Origin of the sequence: Poseidonocella pacifica (assembly GCF_900111875.1) — a bacterium.
GTDB classification, from domain to species: domain Bacteria; phylum Pseudomonadota; class Alphaproteobacteria; order Rhodobacterales; family Rhodobacteraceae; genus Poseidonocella; species Poseidonocella pacifica.
The window spans coordinates 691,608-718,065 of the sequence record NZ_FOJU01000002.1 but is presented as its reverse complement, the minus strand read 5'-3'; the positions used below and the strand labels follow the sequence as shown (position 1 = coordinate 718,065).

Genomic DNA, 26,458 nt, shown 5'->3' with positions numbered 1-26,458 from the left:
GGAAGAGTTGGGATGTTCACGTTTTGAGGCAGGTGCGTTCAGCACCAGTTCCTCCAGATGAAACACTTTGACCAGACCGATTTCGAGACGGGCTCGGCAGCGCCGAGACTCACCACTGAAGCCTACGTCCGTCTGCTGCATCCGGAAGATGCGATCGGCAAGACGACCCTCATGGCGAAGGATGCGACCGGACGGGCACATTCCAAGACATACACCCTGACCACCGCTCCAGTGTTGGCCAATAATTTTCTGGATAGCGACGGATATATCAGCCTCCATCGCTTCCATGGCCCCCGAAAAGTGAGCCATCTCGCCGCTTTGAACGGCCTGTTCCTGGACCTCGATATTGACCGCCTGCCACCCGGCGCCAGCAGGTCCGTGGGGGCGTGGTCGCTCGATGTGACGATGCACTGCCTGTCACTGAAGCTGCCGCAGCCGAGCGTGCTTCTTTCCACGGGACGCGGCCTGGCTGCAATCTGGCTAATCAAGCCCCTGCCGCCCAAGGCCCTGCCGCGGTGGCAGGAGGCGCAGAACGTGGTGATCGAGCACTTCCGCTCCCTCGGGGCCGATCCTGCTTGCCGTGATGCCGCACGCATCACTCGGCTGCCCGGCTCGCTTAACAGCAAGAGCCAGAAGATCGCGTCGATCATCGGCGGCACCCTGGAACGCTACGACTTCGATCGGCTGGCCGACGACATTTACATCGCCGCAGGCCGCCCGACCCGGGAGGAGCTGAAATATCGGCAGGTGCGCCGGAAGCAGCACGCTGCGCGAAAGCATTCCGGGGGGCTCCCCGTGCGCGCGCGATTCTCGGCGGTCTTGCGTGATCTCGATCGCCTGCGTCTGTCATGGGGTGGTCACGTGCCGGTCGGCACCCGGAACACCTGGCTGCATCTCTATGCGGCTTGCCTCTCCCACACATTCGGCGCCGCGGAAATACCGGACCGCGTTCAGGCAATGGCCGCCGAGGCCACCCCTGGCCTTCCCCCCTCCGAAGTGTCCGGCGTCGCGAGGATGGCCGCCCGTCATGCCGATCTCCCCCAGAGCGGTGCGCCTCTCTTTGACGGGCGGTATCACTATGCCGGCGCCACCATTGCCGACATGCTCGGCGTGACCGCGGCAGGAGCCCGGACGCTCGGCCTCGAGCAAGTGATGCCGAAGTGCGAGCGCGCCCGCAGGAAGGCCGAGCGGGAATGCCAGCGGCGTCAGGCCGCCGGTGCGATGTCGCGCGATGCGTGGCTGGAGGAGAATGACCGCGAGGCTCGGCAGCCGTGGGTCGAGCTCGGAATGTCGAGAAGCACCTTCTATCGTCGCCGGAAAGCCGGCCAGATCGTCGAACCGGCCAAGCCTGCGACAACCGCGGACATTGAGACTGGTCCGTGCCCGCTACAAGGGGGCTCTGCCTTGCCGAAGGCGCCGGCGGAGGGGCGAAGCCCCGCCGCCAGTGCCCCCACCCCCACCACAAGCCCCTGCCGCCCCAACCGGCCGACGCAGGCGACGCGAACGGAAAAGATCTCCGCACCCGATGGCGGGGGGTTGAAGGAAATCGTTGTCGAAACCAACCCTTGGGTGCAACCTGCACAGCAGCAGGGGGAGATCGAGTTTGAGTATCGACGAGTTTATTATCCGCTGGAGCGCGACCGGCGGGACTGAGATGTCCAATTTCCAGAGTTTCGCGGGCGAGCTCTCCGATGTCCACGTCCTCGCGCGCCCGAAACCGGCGCAAAGCGACGGCCAGACCAACCATTATCGGTTCGAGCGCTCGGTCACCGAGACCCACACCGTCGCCCGTGGGCGCCGGCGAACCGATCTCTACTGACGCGGGCTTCGTCGTGGAGGCCAAGCAGGAAGCCGGTCCCAAGGCCGAAGCAGAACAGCTGAGCCTCCTGCCGGCGGAGGACGCGCCCCACATCCAACTGCGTCACGGACGGCGGGGAAGCCGTGCCTTTGAGGACACCATCCTGAAGTGTCCTGCCGCCCTCAATCACGCGCGTGCCGAGGAAGAGGCCCGCGGCCATGTCCGCTGGCTCCGTCCCGACTACCAGGACCCGGATGGCCGCGCTGCCGAGGCCCGGACCGGCAAACTCGATATCGCCGCCGCCAAGGCCCCCTTGGCCGAAATCGCTGCCCGACCAAATCGCCGCCGTCCGTGACGCACTGGAGGACCTGGGTGAGGCCGACGCCGAAATAGTCGCCCGCACCTTCCTGCGCGGCCGCGCCACCACCGTCGCGCCGACGCTCAAGACAGTGGCCGGCCTCGCCATGGCCGAAATGACGGAAGAGGGCCGCTATGTCACCTGAGCGCCGCATGATCATTCGGCCTAAGTGCCTGCCGGACATCACCGGCAGGGCGGGCGCCCGCCACGATGCCCTCCGACGGATCGACCGCGCCGGGTCCGAAAAAAATCTTGGGGGTGTCCGCAACCTGTGTTGGTCCGCTTTGGCTCCTGCTCCTGCTCAGCTCAGCTCAGCTTCGCAAGCAGCCTGTCGAGACCGGAGAGGGTGGCTTCCATGCCTTCCTTCATGCCCATGTCGATCACCTCTTGGAGCGCCTCGGGCGTCTCGTAGGTCGAGTTAATCTGGACGAGCGTGCGCGGGGATGCGTCCTCGAACGTCACATCCCAGGTCGATACGGGCATGTCGCGATTGATGCTGCCGTTCGCGTCACTGAAGGCGTCTTGCGCGCGATAGCCGTCCTTCGGCGTAATGCTCTTATAGTCGAAGCGGACCCAGTGTTCATTTCCGTCAGGATCGACCATGGCGAAATGCCAATGCCCGCCTTCCTCAAATGCCATGGATTTGGTTTTGGCCGTGAAAGGTTCGGGAGCGAACCACTGGTCCAGCAGTTCCGCCTTGGTATAGCAGTCCCACACCAAGTCCTTGGGTGCGTCGAACTCGCGCCGGATGGTAAGTCGATTGCTCTGCATGTCCGTCTGAAAACTGAAGTGGAGATCGGGTTTCATTTGTCTTTTTCCTTTAGTTGTTTGAGCAGTTGATCGAGTTTCCGGTAGCGCGATGCCCATTGCTGGCGCTGTTCCTTGAGCCAGTCCTCGACAGCCGCATATTTTTCTGGATTGAGTTCGCAGGTTCTGACGCGGCCTACCTTTTCGGTTGTGATAAGGCCCGCGTTTTCCAGCGTTCGGATGTGTTTCATAAACGGTGGCAGCGCCATATCGAAGGGCGCGGCCAGATCGCTGACCGAGGCTGGGCCATCGCCAAGCCGTCGTAAGACCGCCCTGCGGGTGCTGTCCGCGAAAGCAAGGAAAATGGTATCGAGTTCGGGGCTATTGTTATCCATAAGGGTAAATATAGACCGAGTCGTTAGTTACCTCAAGGGATAAGTGTTCTCTTGTAGTTGTAAGGAAACAATACGGGCCATTCATGTCCGCCGCAGCATCTGCCACTTCGAGAGGCCTCGCATCATCTTCAGCCTCTGCATTGTGAAGTCCCCCCCACCTGGGGCGGGGCGGCGGTGCGACCGTCTTCGGATTTGCGAAGTACCGGGCCCATTCGCGAGAACCCTTGCGCGATTCCTGCTGGTCGGTCGATGGCGCTACCCGGTCTGCCCGAACGGGTCTTTTGGCAGCAGTGCAGCTGTCGCGGTGGACCTTGGCCCGGGAGCGGCCCCACTTCTGTCGACGCTCGTCGCCGCAGAAGGGGTAATGGTAGTCTTGGTTTGTCGGTGCTTCGATTGGGCGTCCTCGATCTGGGCCGGGTTCAAGCGATCGAGGGTATCGAGAAATCGGCGAAAGTCGTGGTGTAGCAAGGGCATCCTCCGCGGGAAAAGCGGAGTAATTTAGGCCTTATTGCGAAATGACGAAGCGCACCAACGTGGTTTGCGGACACCTCCAAAAAATTCCCTAATATCCACGAAAAAAAGCAACGCAAACCGCCGAAGCCGCCGGCTTTCTTGAAACAGCAAGCGGACAACGCTATGAATCTGGTTGAAGATCTCGCGCCATGCCGTCGATCACCTCGGCGAGCTTCACCAGATCGGCCGCGTAGAAGCCGGCAGCGTTGATGCAGTTCGTTTCGAGAAGACGCAACCCATCCACTGTCCGGCAGATGTCCATGACAAACGCTGGCGAGTAGCCTTCATTCAACCGCGCCAAAGATTGCGCAAACTCGAGGGCATCGGGATCGATTTCATGGCGGTAAGTCACCCGGGTCCCGTCCTTGTAGAGGGAGTAGGTGACGACCTGACCGTTCACGATCCAGATACGCCATTCCTGGAGTATCCGCGCCGGAGCCGTCAGCATCATCAGGGTGTCGTGGCGCAGCGAGCCACTCGGAATCTCGTCTGGGTCGAGTGAGAGGACTTTGCGAGCGGTCTTGAGGATTTCCGCGGAGGACTTGACGGCTCCCGCCTGTTCCTTGCTGTCCGAGACAGGGCGAATGAACCAGGCGCGATCATCGTCCGACAACTTGGTCGCGATCTCTTTGGTTGTCAGAAAGAGAGCGCCCGGACCATTGAGCATATGGGCTTGCCAAGGCTCTTCATGGACGAACGGACGAATCCGAAATACGCCCGGCTTGAACCCCCTGGATTCGGCGTAGCGCCAAAGCGTGTAGGAACCGAACATCACGACGGCCTGCTTGTCTTGCACGTCCGGCTCGGGAATGAGCTCGCCAACGAATGGCACGACTTTGTGCCAGGAGTATCGAATTCCGAGGTGTTCAAGCGCGTCCGCGAGTTTCTGCGTGTCCTCGAATTGCTGAAGTATCCACTGCATCGCTTCTCTTTCTCGGCTCGGGTATTGGAGGCATAAGATCATTTCGGCAAGGTGAAGCCAACGCCCGCCGTTGGCGCGGACCGATCTCCCGACGCGAGCACGGGATCACGGCCGTCGAAGGCCCCAGGCAGGGGTGCGCCGCAACTCGCGTCCGACGGCGTCGCACAGAAGGCCCCGCATCTGGTCGACCACCGGGATCGGCTTCCACACCATCGTGGTTTCGGACGAGGGTTTCCCCGAGGTGGACTTCAGCTTTCGCACCTTCGTCTCGGGGACCCGGTGATTCCACCGCCACAAAATCTCGTCGAGATAGCGCTGGAGGTGCTTGCGTCCAAGGCGGTGATACACCCCGATTAGTGCGCGTTGCACCACGGCATTCACAGCTTCAACAGTGTTGATATGCGCCCCCGTTTTCCGGTTGGAGTATTGTCGCTTGTTGTGTTGCACGGTGAGGTGGCCGGCGAAAGATCCGCCGATCTTTCGATAGCTACGGTTTTTGTCCGTGACCAATATTGAACTCGGATCGATCCAGTCTTCCATGATGGGTTTCATCGTGCGCCCCTTCGCATTCGGGATGAGAATGGCCCGGGCCTGGCCATTTTGGACAGCCGCAACGAGGGCGATCGGTTTCTTCGTTCCTCGACCGCGCTTGTTCTTGGCCCCGCGACGGAACTTGGGCTTCCCCCCGATGAATGCTTCATCAACCTCGACCACGCCGGACAACTGCCCGGTAACCCGCCCCCTGTCGTCCATTAGTTCTCGAATAGCGTGGCCCAATTTCCATGCGGTCTTCTGGTTGACGCCCAGAATGCGCGCCATGACGACCGACGAAATGGCCTTGGAAGAGGTCAGCACCAAGAACATAGCCGCGATCCAGATCCGGAGATCGAGCTTGGTCGCGTGGAGCGGCGTCTTCGTAGTTACGGTGAACTGGCAGCGGCACTCCTTCTCGGAACACTGGTAGAGGCCAGAGCGCACCGAAGCGCTGCGAGCGGTCGTGACCTCAGGCTGCCGCAGTGCGGGCAGAAGCGATCATCACCCCAGATCGCTCTTTCCAGGAAGACCCGCGCGTGATGCTCCGTTGGCATTTTCTTCCAGACATTGCGGACGGACTTCAGCTCGTTGATCATTGTGCAGCCTCTTTTCAGGAGAACCCAGAACATTGGCTGATTTCTGAGAAACGGAAATGTCTACGTGATGGCGGCCATGGGACCGAAGCGAGGCATACAAAACTGGGTCATTGCAGCTGTTCTGATTTGTTTGGTGGATAATTGGGAAAAAATTCTTTGGGACGCTGCAAAATTGTTTTTCGCCACTCGTACTCGAACCCAATTACTTCCTACCACCCCGCCGGGGCGGTAGCGCGGGTAACGGTAATACCGGCGCTTACCATTACCAAAGGTAGGAGCCAAAGATGGCGACCAAGACCCATCAGAAGAACGCTGCACTGGAGAAGAAGGCCAAGGCGGCAGTGATCGAGCTCGAAAAGCTCGGCAAACCAATCACGAATGCGAACGTTCGCGAGCAGATCGGAGGTTGCTCGTTCCGCGATCTCTCCCCGATCGTCAAGGCTATCGTCGCCGAGAAGGAAGCCCGCGCTCAAGCAGAAAGCAAGGTTCCTGATATGCCGGATGAGGTCGCGGAGCTTTCCACCGCGCTCTGGGAGACCGCGTTTCGCGCCGCTGACGAAGCGGCCGCGTTGAGCCGGCGCGCACATGCGAATGAAGTAGCAGAGCTCCGCAAGCATCTGGACGAATGGGAGACCAATGTCGGCACCGTTGAGGACGAGCTGGAGACGATGAAGGCTCGCGCCCAGGGGGCCGAGGCGGCTAAGGCGGAGCTCGAAGAGCAGGTCGCAGATCTTCGGATGGTCATCGCAGGACTGGAGGGTCGGCTCCTCGGTCGGCAGGAAGCCGCACGTGCGGCGGCCAAGGAGGACAAGAACGCGGCGACCGACCTTGAAGATGCGTGCCAGATGCCGCTCTTCGGCGATCCGGCGGGCGAGGAGGGTCTGCCTCTCACGGGCGATGGCGGTGATGCGGTGCACGAAGACCTCGAGCAAGGCGATAAGGACGACGGTGATCTCGACAACGAGGCAGCATAAGTAGGCAGAGCCGAGGCGCCCCTACCTCGGCTCTTCTTCATTCCGGCGCTCAAGTCCTCCTGCGAACGCGCTCCGGAGACAACCAAAGGACCTTGATCGGCTCGCGAAATTGATCGGTGTGAAGGGCCGCCACTTTCGGGTCCGTGGCGTTCTCCACGTCCTGTCGACCGGTCTCGAGATCAAACCCGCGTTCCGCAGCATTCAACTCGATCACCTTCACACCTCTGACGTAATTCGCGCGAAGCGCGGCGTCTTCTTCAGTCAGGAGCATGGCATCGCGCGTTGCTTGATATGCGGCCCTGAGCTCCAGATTTGTCGTGGTTTCCAGTCGTGTCCGAAGCGCAGCGGTTTCTGTCTCGGACGGTATCGCCCAGGCCCCGGGAAAGCTTTCCTCGTCCAGGGGGGCCGTTTCTCCAGCTGCCAGTGCTGCCAAGCTCTCCGGGACAACCTGTCGCGACTGAGACATCGCCGCTTCCACAACAGCCGCGCCGCGGCGCAGCTCTGCCGCCGTCGCTTCCTGGGCCTCCTCACGCTGGCGGACCCCAAAGACCCGGCGGGCGAAGCCGAGCAGCAGATCGAACGCCGGCATGATCCGCTTCTTGAGCGAGCGCCGGTCTTCTTCTGCGTCGGGCGCGTTCGGTCCGTACACGAGCCCCTCCCGACGTTCCTCGGTTGCGGGCCGGTAGTCAATCTTGCGTGCCTCGATGGCACTCATCCCGCATTCCAGCGCCTTGGCCCTATCCGCGGCCGAGCAAGCAAGCTTTTCCGCACGGGTGATTTCCGCTTGGCCCTGCGCCGCCAGTCTGGCTGCTTCGGTTTCGCGGAGGAGGAGGTCGGTCTTCTCGCCTTCGATAGCCGTGACCTGCTCGTTGAACTTCGCCGCGCTTTCTGCCCTCCGCTTCTCATCCCTTGCCTGACGGTCTTTCACCGTCAGGGCCTTCTGATACTCGGCACGTGTCATGCGGCATCGTTTGGGCCCGAACCGGAGCAGACCGGCGCCATCAAAGACCTCTTCGTAGAAATCGTCCTGCCATTTACTCATCGCTGCGCGGTAGGCGCGGTTCGCACCTTGGCCCACGGCCTTGGGGTCCTTCACCTTCTCTGCCGCGTGCGCCTCGTTGAACGCGATCTTGGCAGCTCTGCCGGGGTGAAGCGCATCGACCCGACCAAGCTGGGGCTCGATTGCAAGGTAATGCGCATGGACATGATCCTCGTCCCAGTGAATGACGCCCATCAGGAGAACCCCACCGGCCTTCTCGACGGTCTTCCTCTCATGCTCCATTGCCGCCGCGAGCAGAGCGACGCATTCCTCTCGAAGTTCGGGATCGGCCAGAGCATCCACCGTGAGCGTGGGAAGTGACACCACCGAGGAATAGAGCGTGCGGGCGTCAGAACGCAGCTTTCGCTTCGCCTTCTTGCCCTTGCGGACGTAGACCTCATTGACCGTCGACGCTTCTTCATGTGCCGCTCGCGCCGCGGCGAATGAGCTGACGGTCCCGGGCAGGATCTGCGGCGGCAGCCCGCCCGGATTGACATGGAACGAGGCCCAAGGTTTCCGTTCAGCTTCGTCCAGCACCTCTTGCGCTGTCCAGGCTCGCTCGCCGCTCTTCCGGAACTTGGGTTCATTGGATTTCTTCCCGGGCGCGCCCTGCACCGAATACGACTCCATGCGCGCGAATTGATAACCTTTCATCGCCATCTCCTTTGTTCGAGGCGACGGGGAAATAGGTAAGATGGGCGCACCTCTGGAAATGTCTGCGACGCGCCCCGAAGGCGGGCGCACAAGGCATAGTGTCCGACTATGCGTAGTGCGAGCCGCCCCTTCGGAGCTCACTACGCGCCGGCTCTCCGAGGGCCCCTCACGCCGGGGAGGCGGTCCTGCGCGGACAACGGCAGGGCGTTCGCCACCCCTGCACTCCGGCGCCTCCGGCGGCCGGGGGAAGTCGTTCCGCACTCTCCCCCCGGACCCCTCACTGCTCGGGCCTCCCCAGCCCCGGCCAGGGGGATGACGTCCCCCTGGACCCCCGCGGACGAACAGCAGTCCCACGACAAGATAATGTGGCGGGCGCGCTCAGGGCCGCCTGCCGCGACCCGGCTCCTTGGCGAGAGCCGGATCAGACAGCCGGCCAGACAGGCACGCCGGGAGGGGATGCTAAAAGCAGGACAATCTTGACACCGGCCAATCTGCCGGCTCCTCGAACACGGAGATCGCTATGTTCGACGAACAATGTTTCTGCGACATCGTATTGCCCACCCTCCTCGGTGAGACCGCACCGCTGCGCGTTTTTGCCGGGGAACATCGAGAGGCGCTCATCCACGCGGCGGAACTCCTCGCCGGACGACGGGGCGAACACCTTGCCCTCGAAGTAACAGACGCCCTCGCCCGGGCCGCCCCTCTCACTCGGCGTGACATGCACCACCTGCACGAGCTGGTGAATATCCTCGCGCTGGAGAATGTGGACGACCTGGACAGTGAGGAAAGTGCACGTTTCGCTCTCCTTGATCCCGCGTCAACTGTCGTCGAGGAGATCTGTCTTCTCACCGACGGTTTGCGCGATGCCATCGAAATGACGGACCTGGATCATCCGTCGGCAGCGCGTATCTCGGCGGCGTAATTCCGCGCCGCCCCCACGTCGCCGGTCCCCTCCTGGCCGGCGGCGCTTGACCGACAGCATTGGATGCGCGGCCATCGCCCGCAGGCTGTTGTGGAGGAACTTAATGTCCGACGACGCCTCGCAAATATCCTTCCTCGATCCGCATGTGACGGATCGATACCGACACTTGGCCGGCTTCCTTTCTATCGAAGCCGCAGCGTTGCACGAGCTTCTTGTCGCCTGCGAATGCTACGAGGCCGGCCAAGCCGTGGTCCGCCTGATCGAGCGCGTGACCTGTGATATTCGAGACCTGCCTGCCATGCGTGCAGACCTCGATCTTGTGCTGCGGAATTTGGCCGAAGTCGGAGCCGGAGCGCTCGACCGAGCTTGGACCAACGGCAGTGCCCCCGCCGATCTCGACGCAGCCGTGCGGTTCTACGGTGCTCGGCTCGGCGATCTGAGTGCCCGGCTATGACTGTAGCCTGCATGCCTCAGCGCCGGCTTGCGCTCGCGCTGACGGCCTTGACGACGACAGATGATCTTTCGTGGCCCCCGCCACGGACTGTCGTCCGGGAGACCAGCATGAATATGCTTACCAACACCGCCCTCGTTTCCACGGCTCAGGAACGGCGCGAGGACGCCGTCCTCCATGTGGTCGACTTTATCCGTCGCGAGGGCATGACCCTCTACGACCTGTTCTCTGCCTTGGGGGATGAGGAGGCGGCCGACGCGGTGGCCGAACTCGTCGGCCTTTGTGCTGCCCCTTTACCCGCCCGGTCGGCCGTAATGGCCGAACTCGCGGAGGTCGCGCTCTCCCTGAACATGCTGTCGTTCCGGGAGATCGACGCGCTGGCCATGTCAGGCTGCGCGCCTTTCGATGTCTACGGCGCGGTTCGCTGGTCCGGGGCGCGGGTGGCGGATCTTTGCGCCCGCCTCGCCGCGACTTGATCGGGGCGGTCAGTCCTCGTCACGATCTTCGGAGAGCCGGTCAATAAACGCCATGACCTCAGACAGCCTCCAGCGGGAGGAGTTGCCCAGCTTCAAAGGCTTCGGGAGCGTCTTGTTCTTGATGTCCCGGTAGATGCTGGCGCGCGACCGCTGGAGGATCTCCGCGAGTGTGGCGATTCCAATCAGGGAATCGGCGGCGGGGGAAGTGGTATGCATGATGATCTCCTTGTCTCTATGCTGAGGGGAGATTGGACCGTCTTGTGAAGGCCAAAAGGAAATCGGCATGCGTCCCGCGAAAAAAACTTTGGGGCTTGTGGGAAGCGGAGAGGTCTTGCCGCGACCACACTCCCATCGGATTGTTCCGCTCGTGGAATCGGACGCTGGAAAGTAGGTTCGCGATCTCGCCACCCCGGCGCCACCCCAGAAGGGTTTCCGTCATGCGGAGATCACCCCCATATAGGAGGAAGTCGCCGAAAACATTGGGAAAAAATGGTAGCGGAGGAGGGACTTGAACCCCCGACACGCGGATTATGATTCCGCTGCTCTAACCACCTGAGCTACTCCGCCACGACGCGGCTCACGTAAGGCAGGGGGAGGGGCGCGTCAAGCACATTTCTCCCCGCCTACCCATCAATCGCGCCAATCGAAGAAACCCGGCGAGGTGGCGGAGAGAAGCTCTCGCGCCAGGCGGCGGCCAAGCTCGGGGCCATCGGCGATGGGAACCCGGCCTTCGGCATCCAGTCGCTCGGAGCCATCGGGGCGCAGCACTTCTCCGCGCAGCCAAAGCTCATCCCCATCCAGAAGGGCAAGCCCGGCAATCGGCGTTTCGCACGACCCGTCGAGTTCAGCGAGAAACGCGCGCTCCGCAGAGAGCGCGTGCGAGGTCGGGGTATCGTGGATCGCGGCCAGAAGCTCGGCGGTGGCGCCGTCGTTGATACGCCTCTCTATCCCGATCGCGCCCTGACCCACGGCGGGCAGCATCTCTTCGGCCCGGACGCGGGCGCGGGCGATATGAGACATCTCCAACCTGTTGAGGCCCGCCATCGCGAGAAAGGTACAGGTCGCCACGCCGTCCGCCAGCTTGCGCAGCCGTGTCTGGACGTTGCCGCGAAACTCTACCACCGTGAGATCGGGCCGCCGGTTCAGAACTTGTGCCTTGCGACGCAGGCTCGAAGTGCCGACCACGCTTCCCTGCGGCATCTCCGCCAATCCCGCATACTGGTCGGATACGAACCCGTCGCAAGGATCCTCGCGCGGCAAATAGGTATCAAGAACGAGGCCCTCAGGTTGCAGGGTCGGCATGTCCTTCATGGAGTGAACCGCAATGTCGATCTCCCCGCCAAGTAGCGCTTCTTCGATCTCGCGGGTGAACAAGCCCTTGCCGCCGATATCCTTGAGCGGTCGGTCGATGATCCGGTCGCCCGTGGTGCGGATCACGACGATCTCGAACGCCTCGGCGGGCAGCGAAAACGCCTCGCCCAGCCGGCGCGCCGTCTCTTCGGCCTGTGCCAGTGCCAGCGGGGAGCCGCGCGTACCGATGCGAAGGGGGGAGTCTGGCGAAGGAGTTGAGGGCATGACGGTCCTTATAGGTTTGCTGCCCGGGTTGACTTTCGGCGCCCCCCCGGAGACGACGGGCGCGAGCATAGACGAGGACAAACATGAGCACATCCAAAAAACTGCTGCGCGCTCTGGCCGGTGAAACACAGGCGACACCGCCCGTCTGGATGATGCGGCAAGCCGGGCGATACCTGCCGGAGTACAAGGCGACGCGCGCCAAGGCGGGGGATTTCCTGAGCCTGTGCTACACGCCCGATCTGGCTGCGGAAGTGACGCTGCAGCCCATCCGGCGTTTCGGGTTCGATGCCGCGATCCTGTTTGCGGACATATTGCTCGTGCCTCAGGCGCTTGGCGCGGAGCTTTGGTTCGTGACCGGTGAGGGGCCGCGTCTCTCCACGATCGACGAGGCTGCGGATTTCGATGCGCTCAAACCTGCTGACGCTGTGCATGAAACGCTTTCCCCGGTTTATGAGACGGTCAAGATCCTGTCGCGTGAATTGCCCCCCGAGGTCCCTCTGATCGGGTTCGCCGGGGCGCCATGGACGGTTGCGACATACATGGTAGCAGGGCGCGGCACCCCGGATCAGGGCCCGGCCCATGCGCTCAAGGATGCGCAGCCAGAGCTATTCTCCCGGCTCATCGACCGGATTACGGCGGCCACGGTCGAGTACCTTTCGGCCCAGATCGACGCCGGTGCCGAAGCGGTGAAGCTTTTCGACAGCTGGGCCGGATCGCTCAAGGGAGCGGATTTTGACCGGTACGCACTGGAACCGACCAAGGCGATCATCTCGGCGCTCAAAGAGCGGCACCCAACCATTCCTGTCATCGCATTCCCGCGGCAAGCCAAGGAACGCTATGACGGGTTCGCCAAGGCCACGGGTGCGGATTGCGTTGCGCTCGACAGCGATCTGCCCCGCGATTGGGCGGTTGAGCATGTTCAGCGTGACGGGTGTGTCCAGGGCAATCTCGCGCCCGGTCATATGGTGACCGGAGGGCAGGCTCTTATCGACGAGACACGCGCGATCGTGGAGGCTTTTCGCGGAGGGCCGCATATCTTCAACCTCGGACACGGGATTACCCCGGATGCCGATCCTGAAAACGTCGCGCTGATGATGGAGACCGTCCGCAACGCGTGATTGGCCAAAGCGCCAAGAGCCGCTAGGCTTGTCAGGCATTTCAGGAGCTTCGCATGACGAACGACCGCCCTTCTCCTTTTCCGGACGCGGACGAAGATCGCGATGCCGCGCGCCAGATTCCAGACACGGCCCAGACTCGGGCACCAGCCTATCGGCTTGCGTTTGACGATCCCGATTTCATCGGGCGTGAAGAGCTTCGCCCGGTGCGCTTGCAGCTGGAAATGCTCAAGCCGGAATTGGCGCTACAAGAGATGGGCATCCAAAGAACCATTGTGCTCTTTGGCGGGGCCCGCATTCCCGATCCGGCCCAGAAGGAAAGCGCGCGCACTCCGTACCTTGCCGAACTGACCAAATACTACGATCAGGCGCGCCGCTTTGCCCGACTTGTGACAGAAAAGGGGATGCGCGAAGGGGGCGATCAACCGACCCATGTAATCGTGACAGGGGGCGGCCCCGGCGTCATGGAGGCGGGGAATCGAGGGGCGGCAGACGCGGGCGGACGCAGCATCGGCCTCAACGTCGTTCTGCCCCATGAACAGGCCCCGAACCCCTATGTGACGCCTGAACTATGCTTTAACTTCCACTATTTCGGCCTGCGCAAGATGCACTTCCTCCTGCGTGCGGAGGCGATCTGTATCTTCCCCGGTGGGTTCGGAACGATGGATGAACTGTTCGAGGCGCTTACCTTGATCCAGACCGGGCGGATGGAGCGTGTGCCAGTGTTGCTGTTCGGGCGGGAATTCTGGGATCGCGTCATAAATTTCGAAGCGTTGGCAGAGGCAGGGACGATCTCTGACGCGGATCTGTCGCTGTTTCGGTTCGTCGAAACGGCTGAAGAGGCGATAGACGCGATCGAAACATGGGGGCGTGACTAACCGGATTGCGGCCCACCTAATGAGCTTGCTTTGGCGCTCCATCTCTCTGTCGTAGAATTCCCTACCGGATCACGCGCGCAGACCGGCTAGAGCGGTGACTTACGCCGCCGGTTTCGGGGGGGGCGCCAGAGCCGCTAGAATCGACCTCTCGGCAGCGGACGGGCCCGCAATCACCTGCGGACCCTCAAATCGGAATTCAGGAATAGGCTCCGGCTGAATAGGTCAATTCATAGCTGTGGCTGTAAAGCTCGAAGACGACGCCGAAAGGGTCCTCCACATAGACCATGCGATAGGGCTTCTCTTGGGGGAAATATTCTCGCACGGGCATCCGTTGTTTGCCGCCTGCCGCGACGATCTTTTCCAGCAGGCTTTCGAGGTTGGGGTCCTGTATGGCGAAGTGAAAAGTGCCGTGCCGCCGATAGTTGAAGTTTTCCTCCGGTTTTTCGTTCCCGGCAAATTCGAAGAGTTCGATCCCGATGCCATCGGCAGTGGAGAGATGCGCAATGCGCAGCTTCGACCAGCCCGGGCCAAACACATCGGTGCACATCATGCCGATTGCGCTGTCGTCCTCGACCACGTCGCTCGGGGCCATAAGGACATAAAAGCCCATGACCTCAGCGTAGAAATTCACGGCCTTGTCAACGTCAGGGACGGAGAGGCCGATGTGCGAAAAGGTACGGGGGGTGGGAGCCATGTCAGTTTCCTTGTGTCTGGGTCTGACGACAAGGTAGGGGTGTTGTGTCGAAACTAAAAATTATCATATTGTATAAAAATCATTACGTGAGATGATGATTTAATGCTGAATGCCACGTGGCTCGAGACATTTGTCGTATTGACCGAAACGGGCCATTTCACCCGAACGGCAGAGCGTCTCAACATGACCCAGCCGGGCGTGTCGCAGCATCTGCGCAAACTCGAGAATCAGGTCGGCCAAGCGCTTATCGCACGTGACGGGAAAAGCTTTGTACTCACGCCCGCGGGGAGGGCCGTCAGGGATCTGGGCCTATCACGGCGCGCGGAAGAGCGTCATCTGCGCGAAGTCATTGCCAAGGATGATCCCGACGTTGGGGAAGTTCGGATCGCCTGTTCGGGCAGTTTCGCGATGTTGCTCTATCCGCGCATCGTGGATCTGATGCGATGGGCGCCGCAGCTTGTCGTGCATCTTGAAGCGACGCCCAGATCCGGGATCGTGGCGGGGGTGCTCGACAACCGGTTCGATCTTGGGGTGGTGGGGCAGGAGCCCGGTCATCCGCGCCTCGATGCCGAGCGTATCGGACGGGAAGAGCTTTGCCTCGTGCTGCCCGCCTCTGCGAAGGGGGAAGCCGTGACGTTCGATGGGCTTGAGGCGCGGGGGCTTGTGGCGCACCCGGACGGGTATTCCTATGCGGACGAGTTGTTCGCGGAAAACTTTCCTGAGCGGTTCAAAGGAGCGGATCGCCTCAACATCCGTACGGAGATCAACCAAATCGGCCAAATTCCCTATCCGGTTGCGCAAGGTCTGGGGTACACACTCCTCCCCCGGAGCGGGGTGGAGGCTTTCGCCCAAAGAGACCGCCTGTGTACCGTGGAATTGCCGCACCGTAGGCATCATGAACTATGGGCGATATCGAGGCGCGGGATCGCCCGGACGGCACGTCTGGCACAGTTGATGGATCTGGTGCGCAAGCTCGCAGCAGAATTGGGATAGGCGGGCTGAAGTGGCCACGACCCTAGACGGCGATCATGACCTCGATGCCGAGTGCTTCGAAGGCTTGCGCGTCGCGATCCTTTATGCCGTCGTCGGTGATGAACGTGTCCACAACCTCGAGAGTGTTGAGGCGCGTAAAGGACGACAGGTTGATCTTGGTCGAATCGGCGACAAGGATCGTTTTGTTAGCGGCCGCGATCATCGCCTGCTTCAACTGCAAATCCGCGAAACTCGGATAGGTTAGCCCGGTATCGATAGAGACACCCGCCGTGGCGAGGAACAGCTTGCCGGCAAAGACATCGGACAGGTACTCCACCGCCTTGTCGCCGGAGACGGACAGGGTTGGCGGTTTGAACTGTCCGCCCGGCAGATGTACTGCGACGCTCGGGACTGCGCCGAGAATGATGGCGATATTGAGCGCATTGGTGATGACGGTCAGATCACGCTTGTCAGTCAGGCGCGTGGCGATCTCTGTGGTGGTGGAGCCTGCATCAAGGATGAGCGTTTCGCCATCAGAGACGAGCGAGGCCGCCAATGCGCCAATGCGGCGCTTCTTGTCCATGTTTTCGCTGTGCTGAAGCGAGAGCGATGCGACCTGACTTGCCACGTTGTTGAGATAGGCCCCGCCATATTCGCGGGTGATATGGCCCTCGGCCTCCAGACGTTCGAGATCCTGCCTGATCGTCACGTCCGAAACGGTAAAGGCCTCCGCCAGATCGCGGACGCGGGCCGATCCTTCCTCCTCCAGCCAATCGAGGATGCGGCGTCGGCGGGTTTCCGACAGCAATCCGCCGCGTGTCTTTGCCCGTGTTGGTCCGGCCTTTGTCATTGCGCCCTTTCGCGACTTCTTCGCCTGTTTGTCTGGACCATCTGTAGCAAAAGTGGCCGGGGATCAACGCATCGCCGCTTGTTGACGAAGAACCACACGAGCTTCGAACCGGCTTTGCGCTTGATCGACCACAACGGCGGCGATGATCACCAGCCCCTTGATGACGGTCTGCCAGAAGGTAGAGACCCCCATCATCACCAACCCGTCCGACAGGATGCCGATCACGAAGGCACCTACGATCGTTCCGAAGATGCGCCCGCGCCCCCCGGACATGGACGTGCCGCCCAGCACCGCCGCCGCAATCGCGTTCAACTCGAAGGTCTCTCCTGTCGCGGGATGCGCGGCCTGAAGCTGCGAGGCGATGATCAACCCCACAAGAGCGGCACAAAAGCCTGAGAACATATAAACGTACATCTTAACGCGCTTGACCTTTACGCCCGACAGCGACGCGCCCCGCTCATTTCCGCCAACTGCATAGATGTGCCGCCCAAGCGGCGTGTTGCGCGCCACATAGGCAGCCCCGCAAGCGACGAGGATCAGCATCCAGATGGAAACCGGAATCCCGAGGATGCTCCCCGCCCCGATCCAGCGAAAGGTATCAGAACCCCACTCGGCGTTGCCCGATAGGTTCGGAAAGGTCGAGCCGGACGAGGACAGAAGCGCCAGCCCGCGCGCGACATAGAGCGTTCCCAGAGTGGCGATGAAGGGCGCGACGTTCAGCCTCGTGATCAGGACACCGTTGACGACTCCGACGAGAACCCCCACCAGAATTGTGATCAGGCCAATTTCGAAGGTGTTGAACTGTATCGTCCACGCATACCCCAGATCGACGCCGTTCAAGAGCAGATAGCCCGCGACCATCCCGCAGAGCCCAACGATGGAGCCCACCGAAAGATCGATCCCGCCGGTGATGATCACGAAGGTCATACCGATGGCGAGAAAGGCGTTGAGCGCGACGTGTTTGGCCATGATGATCATGTTGGCCGTGGTCAGGAAGTTCGGAGCCGCCGCGGCAAAGAACACGAACACCACGATCAGCGCGATAAAGGTGCGAGCTTTCAGTAGCAAAAGCAGCAGGTTCTGGGCCGATGCCCCGTTGGGGCCAGTGTCGATCGCACTCATGCGGCTACGTCCTTCTTGACTTGTGCGGCTTCGACGATGTCGGCCATTCGGGCCGTCGTTCCGTCGAATTTTCCGGTAATCTTCCCCCGCGCCATGACGATGATCCGATCAGAAAGACCGGTGACCTCTTCGAGGTCCGAGGTGACAAACAGGATGGCAAGACCCTCTTCGGCGAGGCTGCGCATGGTGCGAAACACTTCGGCCTTTGCTCCAATGTCGATCCCGCGTGAAGGCTCATCCATCAGCAGGATGCGGGGCGAGGTCATCAACGCCTTGGAGATGACGACTTTTTGTTGGTTGCCGCCCGAGAGGCTGGAAACCGGATGTTCTGAACTGGCGATCTTTATTCCCAGCCGGGCAACGAAATCGCGGACGGTTTCGGCCTCCCGCTTCAGGCTCAGGTGGACCCCGCGGGTGAACCGCCGCAAGGAAGAAAGCGTCATGTTCTCGCGGATGGCCATGATCTGTACCAATCCGTCGCGTTTTCGGTCCTCCGGGATCAGGGCGACCCCTCGGTCGATACGCTTGGAGACGTCGGGCGGCCCAATGGGCACCCCGTCGAGCCACATTTCGCCCCCCGCATGGGGGTGCAACCCGAGGACGCATTCCAGAAACTCGCTGCGGCCCGCGCCCATCAAGCCGTAGATGCCCACGATTTCTCCGGCCTTGACCGACAGGCTGACGTGATCGACGGCAAGGCCCCCTGCCTCTCGGGGCAAGGTTACGGCTTCGGCGCGGAAAACCTCTTCGCCGATCGTATCGGCCCGGGGTGGGAAGTCTTTTGACGCGTCGCCGATCATTGCGTGTACGATCCACGGGATATCGACGCCCTGCATTGGCTGCGCCCCCGTAATCTCTCCGTCGCGCAGGACCGTGATGTAATCCCCGATGCGGATGAGTTCCTCGAGCCGGTGACTGATATAGACGATGCCGACACCTTGGCGGCGAAGCTCTCCCACCACGCGAAAAAGAACGTCTACCTCGGTTTGCGACAATGCGGATGTCGGTTCATCCAGGATCAGGATGCGCGCCTTTTCGTTCAGGGCCTTCGCGATCTCCACGATCTGCTGCTGCCCGATCCGAAGGTTGCCGAGGGGTTGATCGACATCGATGTCCTGCTCCAGACGCGCCATAAGCTCCTGTGCGATGCGGCGTTGCTCGGCCCGGTCGATATGGCCCAGATGGGTGCGCTCGCGCCCGATGAAGATGTTCTCGGTGATCGACAGGTCGGGAAAGAGGTTCAACTCCTGAAAGACGATGCCAATTCCGGCGCGCTCTGCGTCGATTTTGGTGGAAAAGGAAACCGCCTGTCCCTCCATCTCGATGCGTCCTTCGGTCAGGCCTTCGACACCTGCAATGACCTTCATAAGTGTTGATTTGCCTGCGCCGTTCTCTCCGACAAGGACGTTGACGGCACCCATGCGCACGTCAAAGTCCACACTCTTGAGCGCGCGCGTGCCCGGATACACCTTCACACCATCGCGGATGGACAGGCCGATAGGGTGGTCGGTCATTCCGCCCCCCAAGACAAACGGACGGGAACGATCTGGGCGGGGTCGCCCGCCTTGGCGAGGGTGAATGCGCCGGTGAAGGTGACGGTTTGGCCGACTACCGGCGCTGGGGCGGGCTCAAGGGATGAATGCGCGGCATCATTGAGCGCGCGGGCGAGTTTCGCGAATTCGATCTGGTCACGGAAATCGGTAAACACATAGAAATCCAGTGTGTCGCGCAGCGCCGTGCCGCGTATGACAGGGCCCAACTGAATCTGAGAGTCCGCTTCGCCATCGCCGTCTATATCGACATCGAGGCGCGCGGCGCGGCTTTCCAGATTGGCGTCGATGACGGTCCCGGTTCCGGTCACCACGAAGTTGCTCGGGGCCCCTTCGGAACCACCGATGCCGTATCGGTCTTCTGCTGCGGCGAAATCCGACCCGACCAGTGCGAGTACGTCTTCTGCCGGGTTGGCTGTATCCGAAAGGGCGGGGAGGATGCGCTCATCCCAATCTGCTTCGACCAGCGCTGCCATACGGCTCGCATCGTCCTGCGGGACGGCGTCGGCGTCGTCGGCCTTCTTGACGATTTTGCACGCAGTGAGCGGCAGCGCCACAAGGGCAGCGATGGCGAGGGTGCGGATCATGAGCGGGTCCCCGTGGGCCGAAGGAGGAACAGGTCGGGGCGACGACCATAGGGCCGCCCCGCCGTTCTGGCGCGATCAGTTGGACAGGGCGAAGGTTTCGAGCTGTCCTGCGTTGTCCGCGTTGATGAGGACGCAGTCCATCAACTGCTTCTCCTCAAGGCCGGTGGAGCCATTGGTCAGATAGGTGTCGGCCTGTTCCACCGCGAGTTCCGCCTGACGATAGGCTGGCTGAAGGACCGTGGCCTTGATGCCCCCGTTCGCGATCGAGTCGCGCACATCGTTGGAGCCGTCAAAGCCGACCACGATCACATCCGTGCGCCCCGCCGCTTCCAGCGCGGCCCAGGCACCCATCGCCATCGTGTCATTGCCGGAGATGACGCCCTTGATGCCGGGGTTGGCCTGCAGCATCGATTCCATGACGGTATAGGCCTCGGTCTGGGACCAGTTGGCCGATTGCTGCGCGACCATCGTCATATCGGGGTATTGGTCGATCACGTCGTGATAGCCGGAGCTGCGGATGCCGGCGTTGGTGTCGGATTCCTTGCCCAGCAGCTCCGCGTATTCGCCGCTTTCCCCCATGAGGGCGACGAATTCCTCGGCCCCAAGCTGTGCGCCCTGATAGTTGTTGGACACGATCTGGCTGACTGCGACACCCGACTCGGTGATTTCCCGGTCGATGAGGAAGGACGGAATGCCCGCTTCCTTGGCACGCCGGATGGGCGCGACGGATGCGTCGGCACCGGCATTGTCGAGGATGATCGCCGAGACGCCCTGTGCGATCAGCGTGTCATAGATCTCCGACTGGCGGTTCGGATCGTCGTCATGGGTCAGAACCATGGTTTCATAGCCAAGTTCAGCGGCTTTGGCCGCCGCGCCATCGGCTTCGGCCTTGAAGAAGGGGTTGTCGTGGCTGGGGGTTACGATCCCGATGGTGCCCTTGCCCTGTGCGAATGCCGCAAAAGGCATGATGAGCGCGACTGTCGCGGCGCTCGCGATTAAGTGACGACGTTTCATGACTGGAGTCCTCCCGTTTGAAAATTTGGCACAAGTTTGCGCCACTCCTCCACAACGAAAGAAATCGAAAGAAAAACTTTCTGTCAATACTGTTGTTGTGCGAGTGTGGGTGTCAATATGCTGCCAAAGCGGGCTTAGTCGAAAGCAATGAATGGAAAAATGGGCCTTGCATTGATCGATATTGCGATCTACCCAATGAAACGAAAGCAAACGAAAGATGGTCGTGAGGGAGGAGCCCATGAGCAGGATCGTCGGGCGCAAGATCACCTTGGGTGTGGTCATTGGAAGCCGCGCCTTCTTCAGCCCCGCGCCGTGCCGCGTGGCTCGGGAGGAGATTACAGCCGAGCTTGAAAAGCTGGGCGTGAACATCGTCACGCTGCCCTTTGAGGCCACGGCCAACGGGGCGGTTCAGTCGATCGAGGACGCGCGGCTTTATGCCAGCCTGTTCCGCGAGCGGTCCGAGGAGATCGACGGCCTTGTCATCTGTCTGCCGAACTTCGGGGATGAGATCGCAGTCGCCGAGTTGATCAATCGTGCCAAGCTCGACGTGCCGATCCTCCTGCAGGCCTCAAACGACGAAAACGATCAGGTCGACGTTCTTTCGCGCAGGGATGCGTGGTGCGGCAAGATCAGTGTTACCAACAATTTCTACCAATATGGCGTCCCCTTTACCGAACCGTCGCACCACACTTCCGACATCACGTCGGAGGAATTTCGCGAGGATCTGCGGCGCTTCGTCGGGGTTTGCCGGGTCGTGGGCGGCGTGCGCGGCGCCCGCCTCGGGGCGATTGGTGCGCGTACCGCGCCGTTTCAGACGATGCGGTACTCTGAAAAGCTGTTGCAGCGCGCCGGTGTCACTGTTGTCACGGTGGACCTTTCGGAACTCATGGGGCGTGCCGGAAAACTGGCGGACGATGACCCGGATGTACGCGAGAAGATCGAAAAGATCCGCGCCTACGGTCGCATCGCCCCCCATATCACGAACGACCAACTCACACGGCAAGCCAAGTGGACCGCCACTGTGAACCGCTGGATCGAAGAGAACGAATGTGACGCCTCGGCGATCCAGTGCTGGAGCGCCCTTCAGGACAATTTCGGCTGCGCCACCTGCGTTACCATGTCGATGATGGGGGAGGAATTGATGCCCTCCGCCTGCGAAGTCGACATCATGGGCGGGCTCTCGATGTACATGCTGGCACTGGCGTCGGAAGCGCCTCCGGCGATCCTCGACTGGAATAACAACTATGCGCGTGAGGAGGACATGGTCGTCGCGACGCATTGCGGGAATTTCCCCAAGTCCTTCATCGGCGATACGCCGGAGATTGGCGAACTGGACGTGCTTGGTGAGGCGCTCGGGCGTTCCAAGTGTTTCGGCGCGGTGAAGGGCAAGGTCCGGGCCGGCCCGATGACGTATTTCCGGGTCTCATCCGATGACACCAACGGCATGATGAAGGCCTATGTGGGTGAGGGGGAGTTCACCGATGATCCTTATGCCATGGATGGCGGCATTGCCGTTTGCCGCGTGCCGCGACTGCGGCAGTTGATGGGGTTCGTGACGCAACAGGGGTTTGAGCATCACGTCGCCATGGTGCGCGGTCACCACGCGGCGATCCTGAACGAAGCGATGAACCGCTATCTCGGCTGGCCGTTTTACGATCACGACACGCCCCCAGAACCGCAACTGTTCCACCCCCGGAGGTCTTGATGATGGATCGCTCGAACACCGTCGCGACAATCCGCGATAACGCTCTGTGGATGCGTCGCCGCGCCTTTCAGATGGTGCATGCCGCGCAGCTTGGGCATCCCGGTGGCGACTTTTCGGCGACGGATATCGTGGCAACGCTGTTCTTCGGTGTGCTGCGCTATGATGCCGACCTGCCACGCAAACCCGACCGTGACCGCTTTGTCATGTCCAAGGGTCATGCGACCGGGGTTCTTTATACGGCGTTGTGCCGGGCGGGATACTACCCCGAAGAGTGGCTGGATACCTATATGCAACCCGGATCAAAGCTGAATGGCCACCCCAACCGGCAATATCTTCCCGGGGTGGAGGCCAATACCGGCCCGCTGGGGCATGGGCTGCCCATTGCGGTGGGGATCGCGATTGCGGGGCAGATCGACGGAGCGGAGTACCGCACCTTCGTCCTGACGGGGGACGGGGAGATGCAAGAGGGGTCGAACTGGGAAGCGGCCATGACGGCGGGCCATCGGAAACTTGAAAACCTGACCGTCATCATCGACCGCAACCGCCTGCAGCAGGGGCAAGGTACGGAACAGACCTCTTCGCTCGACCCTCTTCCGGAAAAGTGGGCGGCCTTCGGATGGGAAGTTTTCGAGGTCGACGGCCATGACTGCGCCCAATTGCTCGAAGTGCTCGGCGCCGCACCATCGGGGAGGCCCCGCGCGGTGATCGCCAATACAGTGAAGGGCAAAGGTGTGTCGTACATGGAGAATCAAGCCAAATGGCACCACGGCGTTCCCACTGATGCCCAACTGGCCCAAGCCATGGAGGAGTTGGTCTAATGTCCGAAACAGTTATATCCGCCCCGGCCAAGGCGCAGGATTGCCGAGTCGCATGGTCCGAAACGCTGACGGATCTTGCCGGGCGGGATGAACGCATCGTCGCCGTGGTCAACGACTCGCTGGGCTCGTCCAAGCTTGACGGGTTCGCCAAGGCCTTTCCCGATCGGACGGTCAATGTGGGCATCGCCGAACAGCTCATGGTGGGTGTCGGTGCGGGGCTGGCCAATGGCGGCAAGGTTCCTTTCGTTTCGGCGGCGGGCTGTTTCCTCACCGGGCGTGCGCTGGAACAGATCAAGGCCGATGTCGCCTATTCGGGGTACAACGTGAAGCTGGTCGGTCAATCCTCAGGTGTCGCCTATGGGGAGCTTGGGGCTACGCATCACTCGATCGAGGATCTGGGGTGGTTGCGGCAACTTGGACAGATCACCGTGATCGTTCCTGCTGACAGTTGGGAAACCGCCGAGGCCGTTCGTTGGGCGGCTGAGCATGACGGGCCCGTTTATCTGCGCATTTCCCGCATGAAAGTGCCGGATCTGGAGATTGCGAACCGCAGTTTCCGTCCCGGACGGGCCGAGGTGGTGCGCGACGGGTCGGATGCGGCGATACTCGCCTGCGGGACCTGTGTGCATCTGGCGCGGGACGCGGCAGAGCTGCTTCAGGCCGAAGGTGTATCTGTACGGGTTCTGAATGTCGCAACGATCAACCCGCTCGATGAGGACGCACTTGCCAAAGCCGCCGCGACTGGGGCGATTGTCACCGTCGAGGAGGCGCATGTCCGGGGCGGGCTTGGCGGCGCGGTTGCGGAATGGACCGCATCGCACCACCCTTGCCGGGTGACCCGCATGGGATTTGACGGCTTTCGCACCACGGGGTCGGCCGAGCGGTTGTTCGAAGATGCCGGCCTGACCGCCGAAGGGATCGCAGCACAGGTTCGCGCGACCCTTTCCGCATGACACGTATCCTCGCGATCGATCAGGGCACGACCAACACCAAGGCTGTGCTCTTCGACGCGGACCTCTCTCCCATTGCCCGCGCCAGCAGGCCGACGCGGACAGATTACCCCCACGATGGTTGGGCCGAACAATCCGCGGATGAAATTTGGACCAGTGTGGTCGGCGCCATCGCGGAGATCGTGCAAAAGGCGGGGCCAGACGGCATTGCGGGGCTCGCGATTTCGAACCAGCGTGAGACGCTCGTCCTGTGGGATGCGACAGGCGGCCCGGCTCCTTGTCCTGCGATCCTGTGGCAATGTCGCCGCACCGCGCAGGATTGCGAGGCACTGATAGCAGGAGGTCATGGTCCCACCGTCCAGGCGGCGACGGGGCTTGGTATCAATCCGCTGTTTCCAGCATCGAAACTGGGCTGGGCGATCCGGAATATTCCCGAAGTCGCCGAACTGCATGATTCAAGTCGGCTGCGAGCCGGAACAGTGGATTCGTGGTTGTTGTGGAAGCTGACGGGCGGAACGGCCTTCGCGACGGATCATTCGAATGCCTCGCGGACGCAGCTTTTCGACACGGCGAAGCTCAACTGGTCGAAAGACCTGGCACAGATCTTTGGTGCCCCTCTGAATGTTTTGCCAAAGGCCCTGCCCAGCGCTTCCCGGTTCGGAGTAACGGCCGCAGGTGCCACGGCCCTGCCCGAAGGGGTGCCGATCCTATGTCTTATGGGCGACAGCCACGCTGCGCTTTATGGACACGACGTGCGCGCACCGGGGGAGGTGAAGGCAACCTTCGGCACGGGGTCGTCGCTGATGAGCCTGACGCCCAAGCGCGTGGCATCGTCTCATGGGCTGTCCGGAACCATCGCCTGGAGCGAGGGCGGGGAAACGGCCCATGCCATCGAGGGAAATATCACCGTTTCGGCACAGGCGGCGGCGTTTGCGGCGGATCTTCTGGGAATCCCGAGCCCTGCTGAGCTGTCCGATCTTGCGCGATCGGTTCCGGACACGGGTGGCGTCTTCTTTGTACCCGCCTTGGCTGGTCTTGGCGCGCCGCATTGGGACGATCACGCACGAGGCATCATTGGCGGTCTGACACTGGCAACGCGTCCCGCCCATCTCGCCCGTGCCACGTTCGAAGCCATCGCCCATCAGGTGGCGGATGTCTTTGAGGCGATGGAGCGTGATATCGGACAGCGGTTGGAGACGCTCAAGGCCGATGGAGGTGCCTCGGGGAACGACTGGCTGATGCAGCTTCAGGTCGATCTTCTGGGGCGTCCGGTCCTCCGCCGCGATATGGCGGAAGTGGGCGCGCGAGGTGTCGCGGCCATGGCGTTGCGGTTATTGGGTCATCCTGCGCGCCCCGAAGCCGGGGAGATGCGCCGGTTCATGCCCTCGCTGAGCGAATCTGACCGTCTCCGGCAGCGCGCGGCGTGGAAAGCTGCGGTACAGCGAGCACGATCAGACAGGTGACGTCGGGCGTGGCTTGATTTTCTTGCCCGAATGAGCAAGTTGAACACCATTCTCAGGGCGGGGCGAAATTCCCCACCGGCGGTATGCGGGCTTGCCCGTGAGCCCGCGAGCGCCTTTCGGTTGCGAAAGGGTCAGCAGATCAGGTGCGATGCCTGAGCCGACGGTCATAGTCCGGATGAAAGAGAATGCGCATATGCCTCCACGGAGATCCGTGGTGCATCTGTGTGTGATCGCCTTGGCCGAAATGTCGTTGCTCAGGAGATCAAGATGACCCTTCCTCGCTATGCCTTCGTCAAGGCAAACTGGCACGCCGAGATCGTGGATCAGGCGCTTGCCGGGTTCTTGCAGGTGATCCCGCCCGCGTCGGTCGATGTGTTCGACGTGCCGGGCGCATTCGAATTGCCGCTCGTCGCGCGCGATCTGGCATCTTCGGGGCGCTATGCGGCGGTTGCCGCCGCCGCATTGGTGGTGGATGGCGGTATCTATCGCCACGATTTCGTCGCACAGGCCGTTGTTTCCGGTCTCATGCAGGCTGGTTTGGAAAGCGGTGTCCCGGTGCTTTCGGTTTCGCTCACGCCGCACCATTTTCAGGAAACGGAGCATCACACCCGGATCTACTCCGAGCATTTCGTGCAGAAGGGCAGGGAGGCCGCCGAAGCTGCGCTGGGTATCGCACGGACCCGCGAAGAGGTGGCAAAGATCACCGCCCAGGGGGCAGAGGCCTATCCTCGGGATGCGGGCATTTCCAAAGCTGTCTAGGCCCCGGGCGCGGTACCCTGCTGCAGG

The 26,458-nt window shown here is 61.7% G+C and carries 27 protein-coding genes, 1 tRNA gene, 1 pseudogene and 1 riboswitch; of the genes and pseudogenes, 15 read left to right on the top strand and 14 right to left on the bottom strand.

Going from position 1 to position 26,458, the window contains the following annotated elements; all coding sequences use genetic code 11:
- The first annotated feature begins 57 nt into the window (after positions 1 to 57).
- From BM234_RS08560 to BM234_RS17260, 3 genes are all read left to right on the top strand, one after another.
- Complete coding sequence (locus tag BM234_RS08560) at positions 58 to 1,653, top strand: hypothetical protein (RefSeq protein ID WP_092063168.1); 1,596 nt, start codon at positions 58 to 60, stop codon at positions 1,651 to 1,653.
- The gene (locus tag BM234_RS17265) at positions 1,604 to 1,819 is read left to right on the top strand and encodes a hypothetical protein (protein ID WP_139226788.1); all 216 of its coding nucleotides are present in this window, start codon (positions 1,604 to 1,606) and stop codon (positions 1,817 to 1,819) included. Before BM234_RS08560 ends, BM234_RS17265 begins: the two co-directional genes overlap by 50 nt.
- A 233-nt stretch (positions 1,820 to 2,052) precedes the next feature.
- Entirely contained in the window at positions 2,053 to 2,301 is a 249-nt protein-coding gene (locus BM234_RS17260) for a hypothetical protein (protein ID WP_139226787.1), read from the top strand.
- Between the two features lie 161 nt (positions 2,302 to 2,462).
- Here BM234_RS17260 and BM234_RS08550 read toward each other — a convergent pair whose 3' ends face one another.
- From BM234_RS08550 to BM234_RS08535, 4 genes and pseudogenes are all read right to left on the bottom strand, one after another.
- The gene (locus tag BM234_RS08550; RefSeq protein WP_092063160.1) at positions 2,463 to 2,963 is read right to left on the bottom strand and encodes an SRPBCC family protein; all 501 of its coding nucleotides are present in this window, start codon (positions 2,961 to 2,963) and stop codon (positions 2,463 to 2,465) included.
- Positions 2,960 to 3,298: an ArsR/SmtB family transcription factor gene (locus tag BM234_RS08545; RefSeq protein ID WP_092063157.1), complete on the bottom strand. Its 339-nt coding sequence runs from the start codon at positions 3,296 to 3,298 to the stop codon at positions 2,960 to 2,962. Before BM234_RS08545 ends, BM234_RS08550 begins: the two co-directional genes overlap by 4 nt.
- 634 nt (positions 3,299 to 3,932) lie before the next feature.
- Positions 3,933 to 4,733 (bottom strand): ATP-grasp domain-containing protein, encoded by an 801-nt coding sequence (locus tag BM234_RS08540; RefSeq protein WP_092063155.1) that lies wholly within the window; start codon positions 4,731 to 4,733, stop codon positions 3,933 to 3,935.
- A gap of 105 nt (positions 4,734 to 4,838) precedes the next feature.
- A pseudogene (locus BM234_RS08535) lies at positions 4,839 to 5,863 on the bottom strand (IS1595 family transposase).
- 284 nt (positions 5,864 to 6,147) lie between these two features.
- Between BM234_RS08535 and BM234_RS08530 the strand changes: the two are divergent.
- On the top strand, positions 6,148 to 6,837 hold the full coding sequence (locus BM234_RS08530; RefSeq protein WP_092063152.1) for a DNA-binding protein: 690 nt from the start codon (positions 6,148 to 6,150) through the stop codon (positions 6,835 to 6,837).
- Between the two features lie 49 nt (positions 6,838 to 6,886).
- Here the strand turns inward: BM234_RS08530 and BM234_RS08525 are convergent, their stop codons facing one another.
- Complete coding sequence (locus BM234_RS08525; RefSeq protein ID WP_092063149.1) at positions 6,887 to 8,530, bottom strand: hypothetical protein; 1,644 nt, start codon at positions 8,528 to 8,530, stop codon at positions 6,887 to 6,889.
- 520 nt (positions 8,531 to 9,050) lie between these two features.
- Here BM234_RS08525 and BM234_RS08520 point away from each other — a divergent pair.
- From BM234_RS08520 to BM234_RS08510, 3 genes are all read left to right on the top strand, one after another.
- Positions 9,051 to 9,452 carry a hypothetical protein gene (locus tag BM234_RS08520; RefSeq protein ID WP_092063146.1) on the top strand — a complete coding sequence of 134 codons (402 nt, stop codon included), beginning with the start codon at positions 9,051 to 9,053 and terminating at the stop codon, positions 9,450 to 9,452.
- Between the two features lie 103 nt (positions 9,453 to 9,555).
- Positions 9,556 to 9,906 (top strand): hypothetical protein, encoded by a 351-nt coding sequence (locus BM234_RS08515; RefSeq protein ID WP_092063143.1) that lies wholly within the window; start codon positions 9,556 to 9,558, stop codon positions 9,904 to 9,906.
- Between the two features lie 107 nt (positions 9,907 to 10,013).
- Complete coding sequence (locus BM234_RS08510; protein WP_139226786.1) at positions 10,014 to 10,379, top strand: hypothetical protein; 366 nt, start codon at positions 10,014 to 10,016, stop codon at positions 10,377 to 10,379.
- A gap of 9 nt (positions 10,380 to 10,388) precedes the next feature.
- On the opposite strand, the gene BM234_RS08505 is transcribed toward BM234_RS08510, so the two are convergent.
- From BM234_RS08505 to hemC, 3 genes are all read right to left on the bottom strand, one after another.
- Entirely contained in the window at positions 10,389 to 10,595 is a 207-nt protein-coding gene (locus tag BM234_RS08505; RefSeq protein ID WP_092063138.1) for a helix-turn-helix transcriptional regulator, read from the bottom strand.
- Between the two features lie 274 nt (positions 10,596 to 10,869).
- A tRNA-Met gene (locus tag BM234_RS08500) sits at positions 10,870 to 10,946 on the bottom strand.
- Positions 10,947 to 11,009: 63 nt separating this feature from the next.
- A complete protein-coding gene (hemC, locus tag BM234_RS08495; RefSeq protein WP_092063135.1) occupies positions 11,010 to 11,954 on the bottom strand; it encodes a hydroxymethylbilane synthase in 945 nt (314 codons plus the stop codon).
- Between the two features lie 83 nt (positions 11,955 to 12,037).
- Here hemC and hemE point away from each other — a divergent pair, with 83 nt between their 5' ends.
- A complete protein-coding gene (gene hemE / locus BM234_RS08490) occupies positions 12,038 to 13,072 on the top strand; it encodes a uroporphyrinogen decarboxylase (protein WP_092063132.1) in 1,035 nt (344 codons plus the stop codon).
- Positions 13,073 to 13,125: 53 nt separating this feature from the next.
- Positions 13,126 to 13,947 carry an LOG family protein gene (locus BM234_RS08485; RefSeq protein WP_092063129.1) on the top strand — a complete coding sequence of 274 codons (822 nt, stop codon included), beginning with the start codon at positions 13,126 to 13,128 and terminating at the stop codon, positions 13,945 to 13,947.
- A gap of 196 nt (positions 13,948 to 14,143) precedes the next feature.
- On the opposite strand, the gene BM234_RS08480 is transcribed toward BM234_RS08485, so the two are convergent.
- Entirely contained in the window at positions 14,144 to 14,641 is a 498-nt protein-coding gene (locus BM234_RS08480; protein ID WP_092063126.1) for a lactoylglutathione lyase family protein, read from the bottom strand.
- Positions 14,642 to 14,743: 102 nt separating this feature from the next.
- Between BM234_RS08480 and BM234_RS08475 the strand changes: the two genes are divergently transcribed.
- Positions 14,744 to 15,634: a LysR family transcriptional regulator gene (locus BM234_RS08475; protein WP_092063123.1), complete on the top strand. Its 891-nt coding sequence runs from the start codon at positions 14,744 to 14,746 to the stop codon at positions 15,632 to 15,634.
- A 22-nt stretch (positions 15,635 to 15,656) separates the two neighbouring features.
- Here the strand turns inward: BM234_RS08475 and BM234_RS08470 are convergent, their stop codons facing one another.
- The 5 genes from BM234_RS08470 to BM234_RS08450 all read right to left on the bottom strand — a co-directional run bounded on the left by BM234_RS08470 (position 15,657) and on the right by BM234_RS08450 (position 20,736).
- Positions 15,657 to 16,463: a DeoR/GlpR family DNA-binding transcription regulator gene (locus BM234_RS08470; protein WP_175501227.1), complete on the bottom strand. Its 807-nt coding sequence runs from the start codon at positions 16,461 to 16,463 to the stop codon at positions 15,657 to 15,659.
- Between the two features lie 63 nt (positions 16,464 to 16,526).
- Positions 16,527 to 17,585: an ABC transporter permease gene (locus BM234_RS08465; protein ID WP_092063120.1), complete on the bottom strand. Its 1,059-nt coding sequence runs from the start codon at positions 17,583 to 17,585 to the stop codon at positions 16,527 to 16,529.
- Positions 17,582 to 19,099 carry a sugar ABC transporter ATP-binding protein gene (locus tag BM234_RS08460; RefSeq protein ID WP_092063117.1) on the bottom strand — a complete coding sequence of 506 codons (1,518 nt, stop codon included), beginning with the start codon at positions 19,097 to 19,099 and terminating at the stop codon, positions 17,582 to 17,584. The genes BM234_RS08465 and BM234_RS08460 overlap by 4 nt, the downstream gene beginning before the upstream one ends.
- The gene (locus BM234_RS08455; protein ID WP_092063114.1) at positions 19,096 to 19,722 is read right to left on the bottom strand and encodes a DUF2291 family protein; all 627 of its coding nucleotides are present in this window, start codon (positions 19,720 to 19,722) and stop codon (positions 19,096 to 19,098) included. The genes BM234_RS08460 and BM234_RS08455 overlap by 4 nt, the downstream gene beginning before the upstream one ends.
- Before the next feature lie 75 nt (positions 19,723 to 19,797).
- Positions 19,798 to 20,736, bottom strand: a complete 939-nt coding sequence (locus BM234_RS08450; protein WP_092063111.1) for a D-ribose ABC transporter substrate-binding protein — start codon at positions 20,734 to 20,736, stop codon at positions 19,798 to 19,800.
- Positions 20,737 to 20,974: 238 nt separating this feature from the next.
- Between BM234_RS08450 and BM234_RS08445 the strand changes: the two genes are divergently transcribed.
- The 5 genes from BM234_RS08445 (at position 20,975) to BM234_RS08425 (ending at position 26,431) form a co-directional block, all read left to right on the top strand.
- Positions 20,975 to 22,441: an L-fucose/L-arabinose isomerase family protein gene (locus BM234_RS08445; RefSeq protein WP_092063108.1), complete on the top strand. Its 1,467-nt coding sequence runs from the start codon at positions 20,975 to 20,977 to the stop codon at positions 22,439 to 22,441.
- Positions 22,441 to 23,259 (top strand): transketolase, encoded by an 819-nt coding sequence (locus BM234_RS08440; RefSeq protein ID WP_092063105.1) that lies wholly within the window; start codon positions 22,441 to 22,443, stop codon positions 23,257 to 23,259. Before BM234_RS08445 ends, BM234_RS08440 begins: the two co-directional genes overlap by 1 nt.
- Positions 23,259 to 24,212, top strand: a complete 954-nt coding sequence (locus BM234_RS08435) for a transketolase family protein (protein WP_217645958.1) — start codon at positions 23,259 to 23,261, stop codon at positions 24,210 to 24,212. Before BM234_RS08440 ends, BM234_RS08435 begins: the two co-directional genes overlap by 1 nt.
- Positions 24,209 to 25,672 carry an FGGY-family carbohydrate kinase gene (locus BM234_RS08430; RefSeq protein WP_092063102.1) on the top strand — a complete coding sequence of 488 codons (1,464 nt, stop codon included), beginning with the start codon at positions 24,209 to 24,211 and terminating at the stop codon, positions 25,670 to 25,672. The genes BM234_RS08435 and BM234_RS08430 overlap by 4 nt, the downstream gene beginning before the upstream one ends.
- 44 nt (positions 25,673 to 25,716) lie before the next feature.
- Positions 25,717 to 25,863, top strand: a riboswitch (FMN riboswitch).
- Positions 25,864 to 25,939: 76 nt separating this feature from the next.
- Positions 25,940 to 26,431 (top strand): 6,7-dimethyl-8-ribityllumazine synthase, encoded by a 492-nt coding sequence (locus BM234_RS08425; RefSeq protein WP_092063099.1) that lies wholly within the window; start codon positions 25,940 to 25,942, stop codon positions 26,429 to 26,431.
- Positions 26,432 to 26,458: the final 27 nt, after the last annotated feature.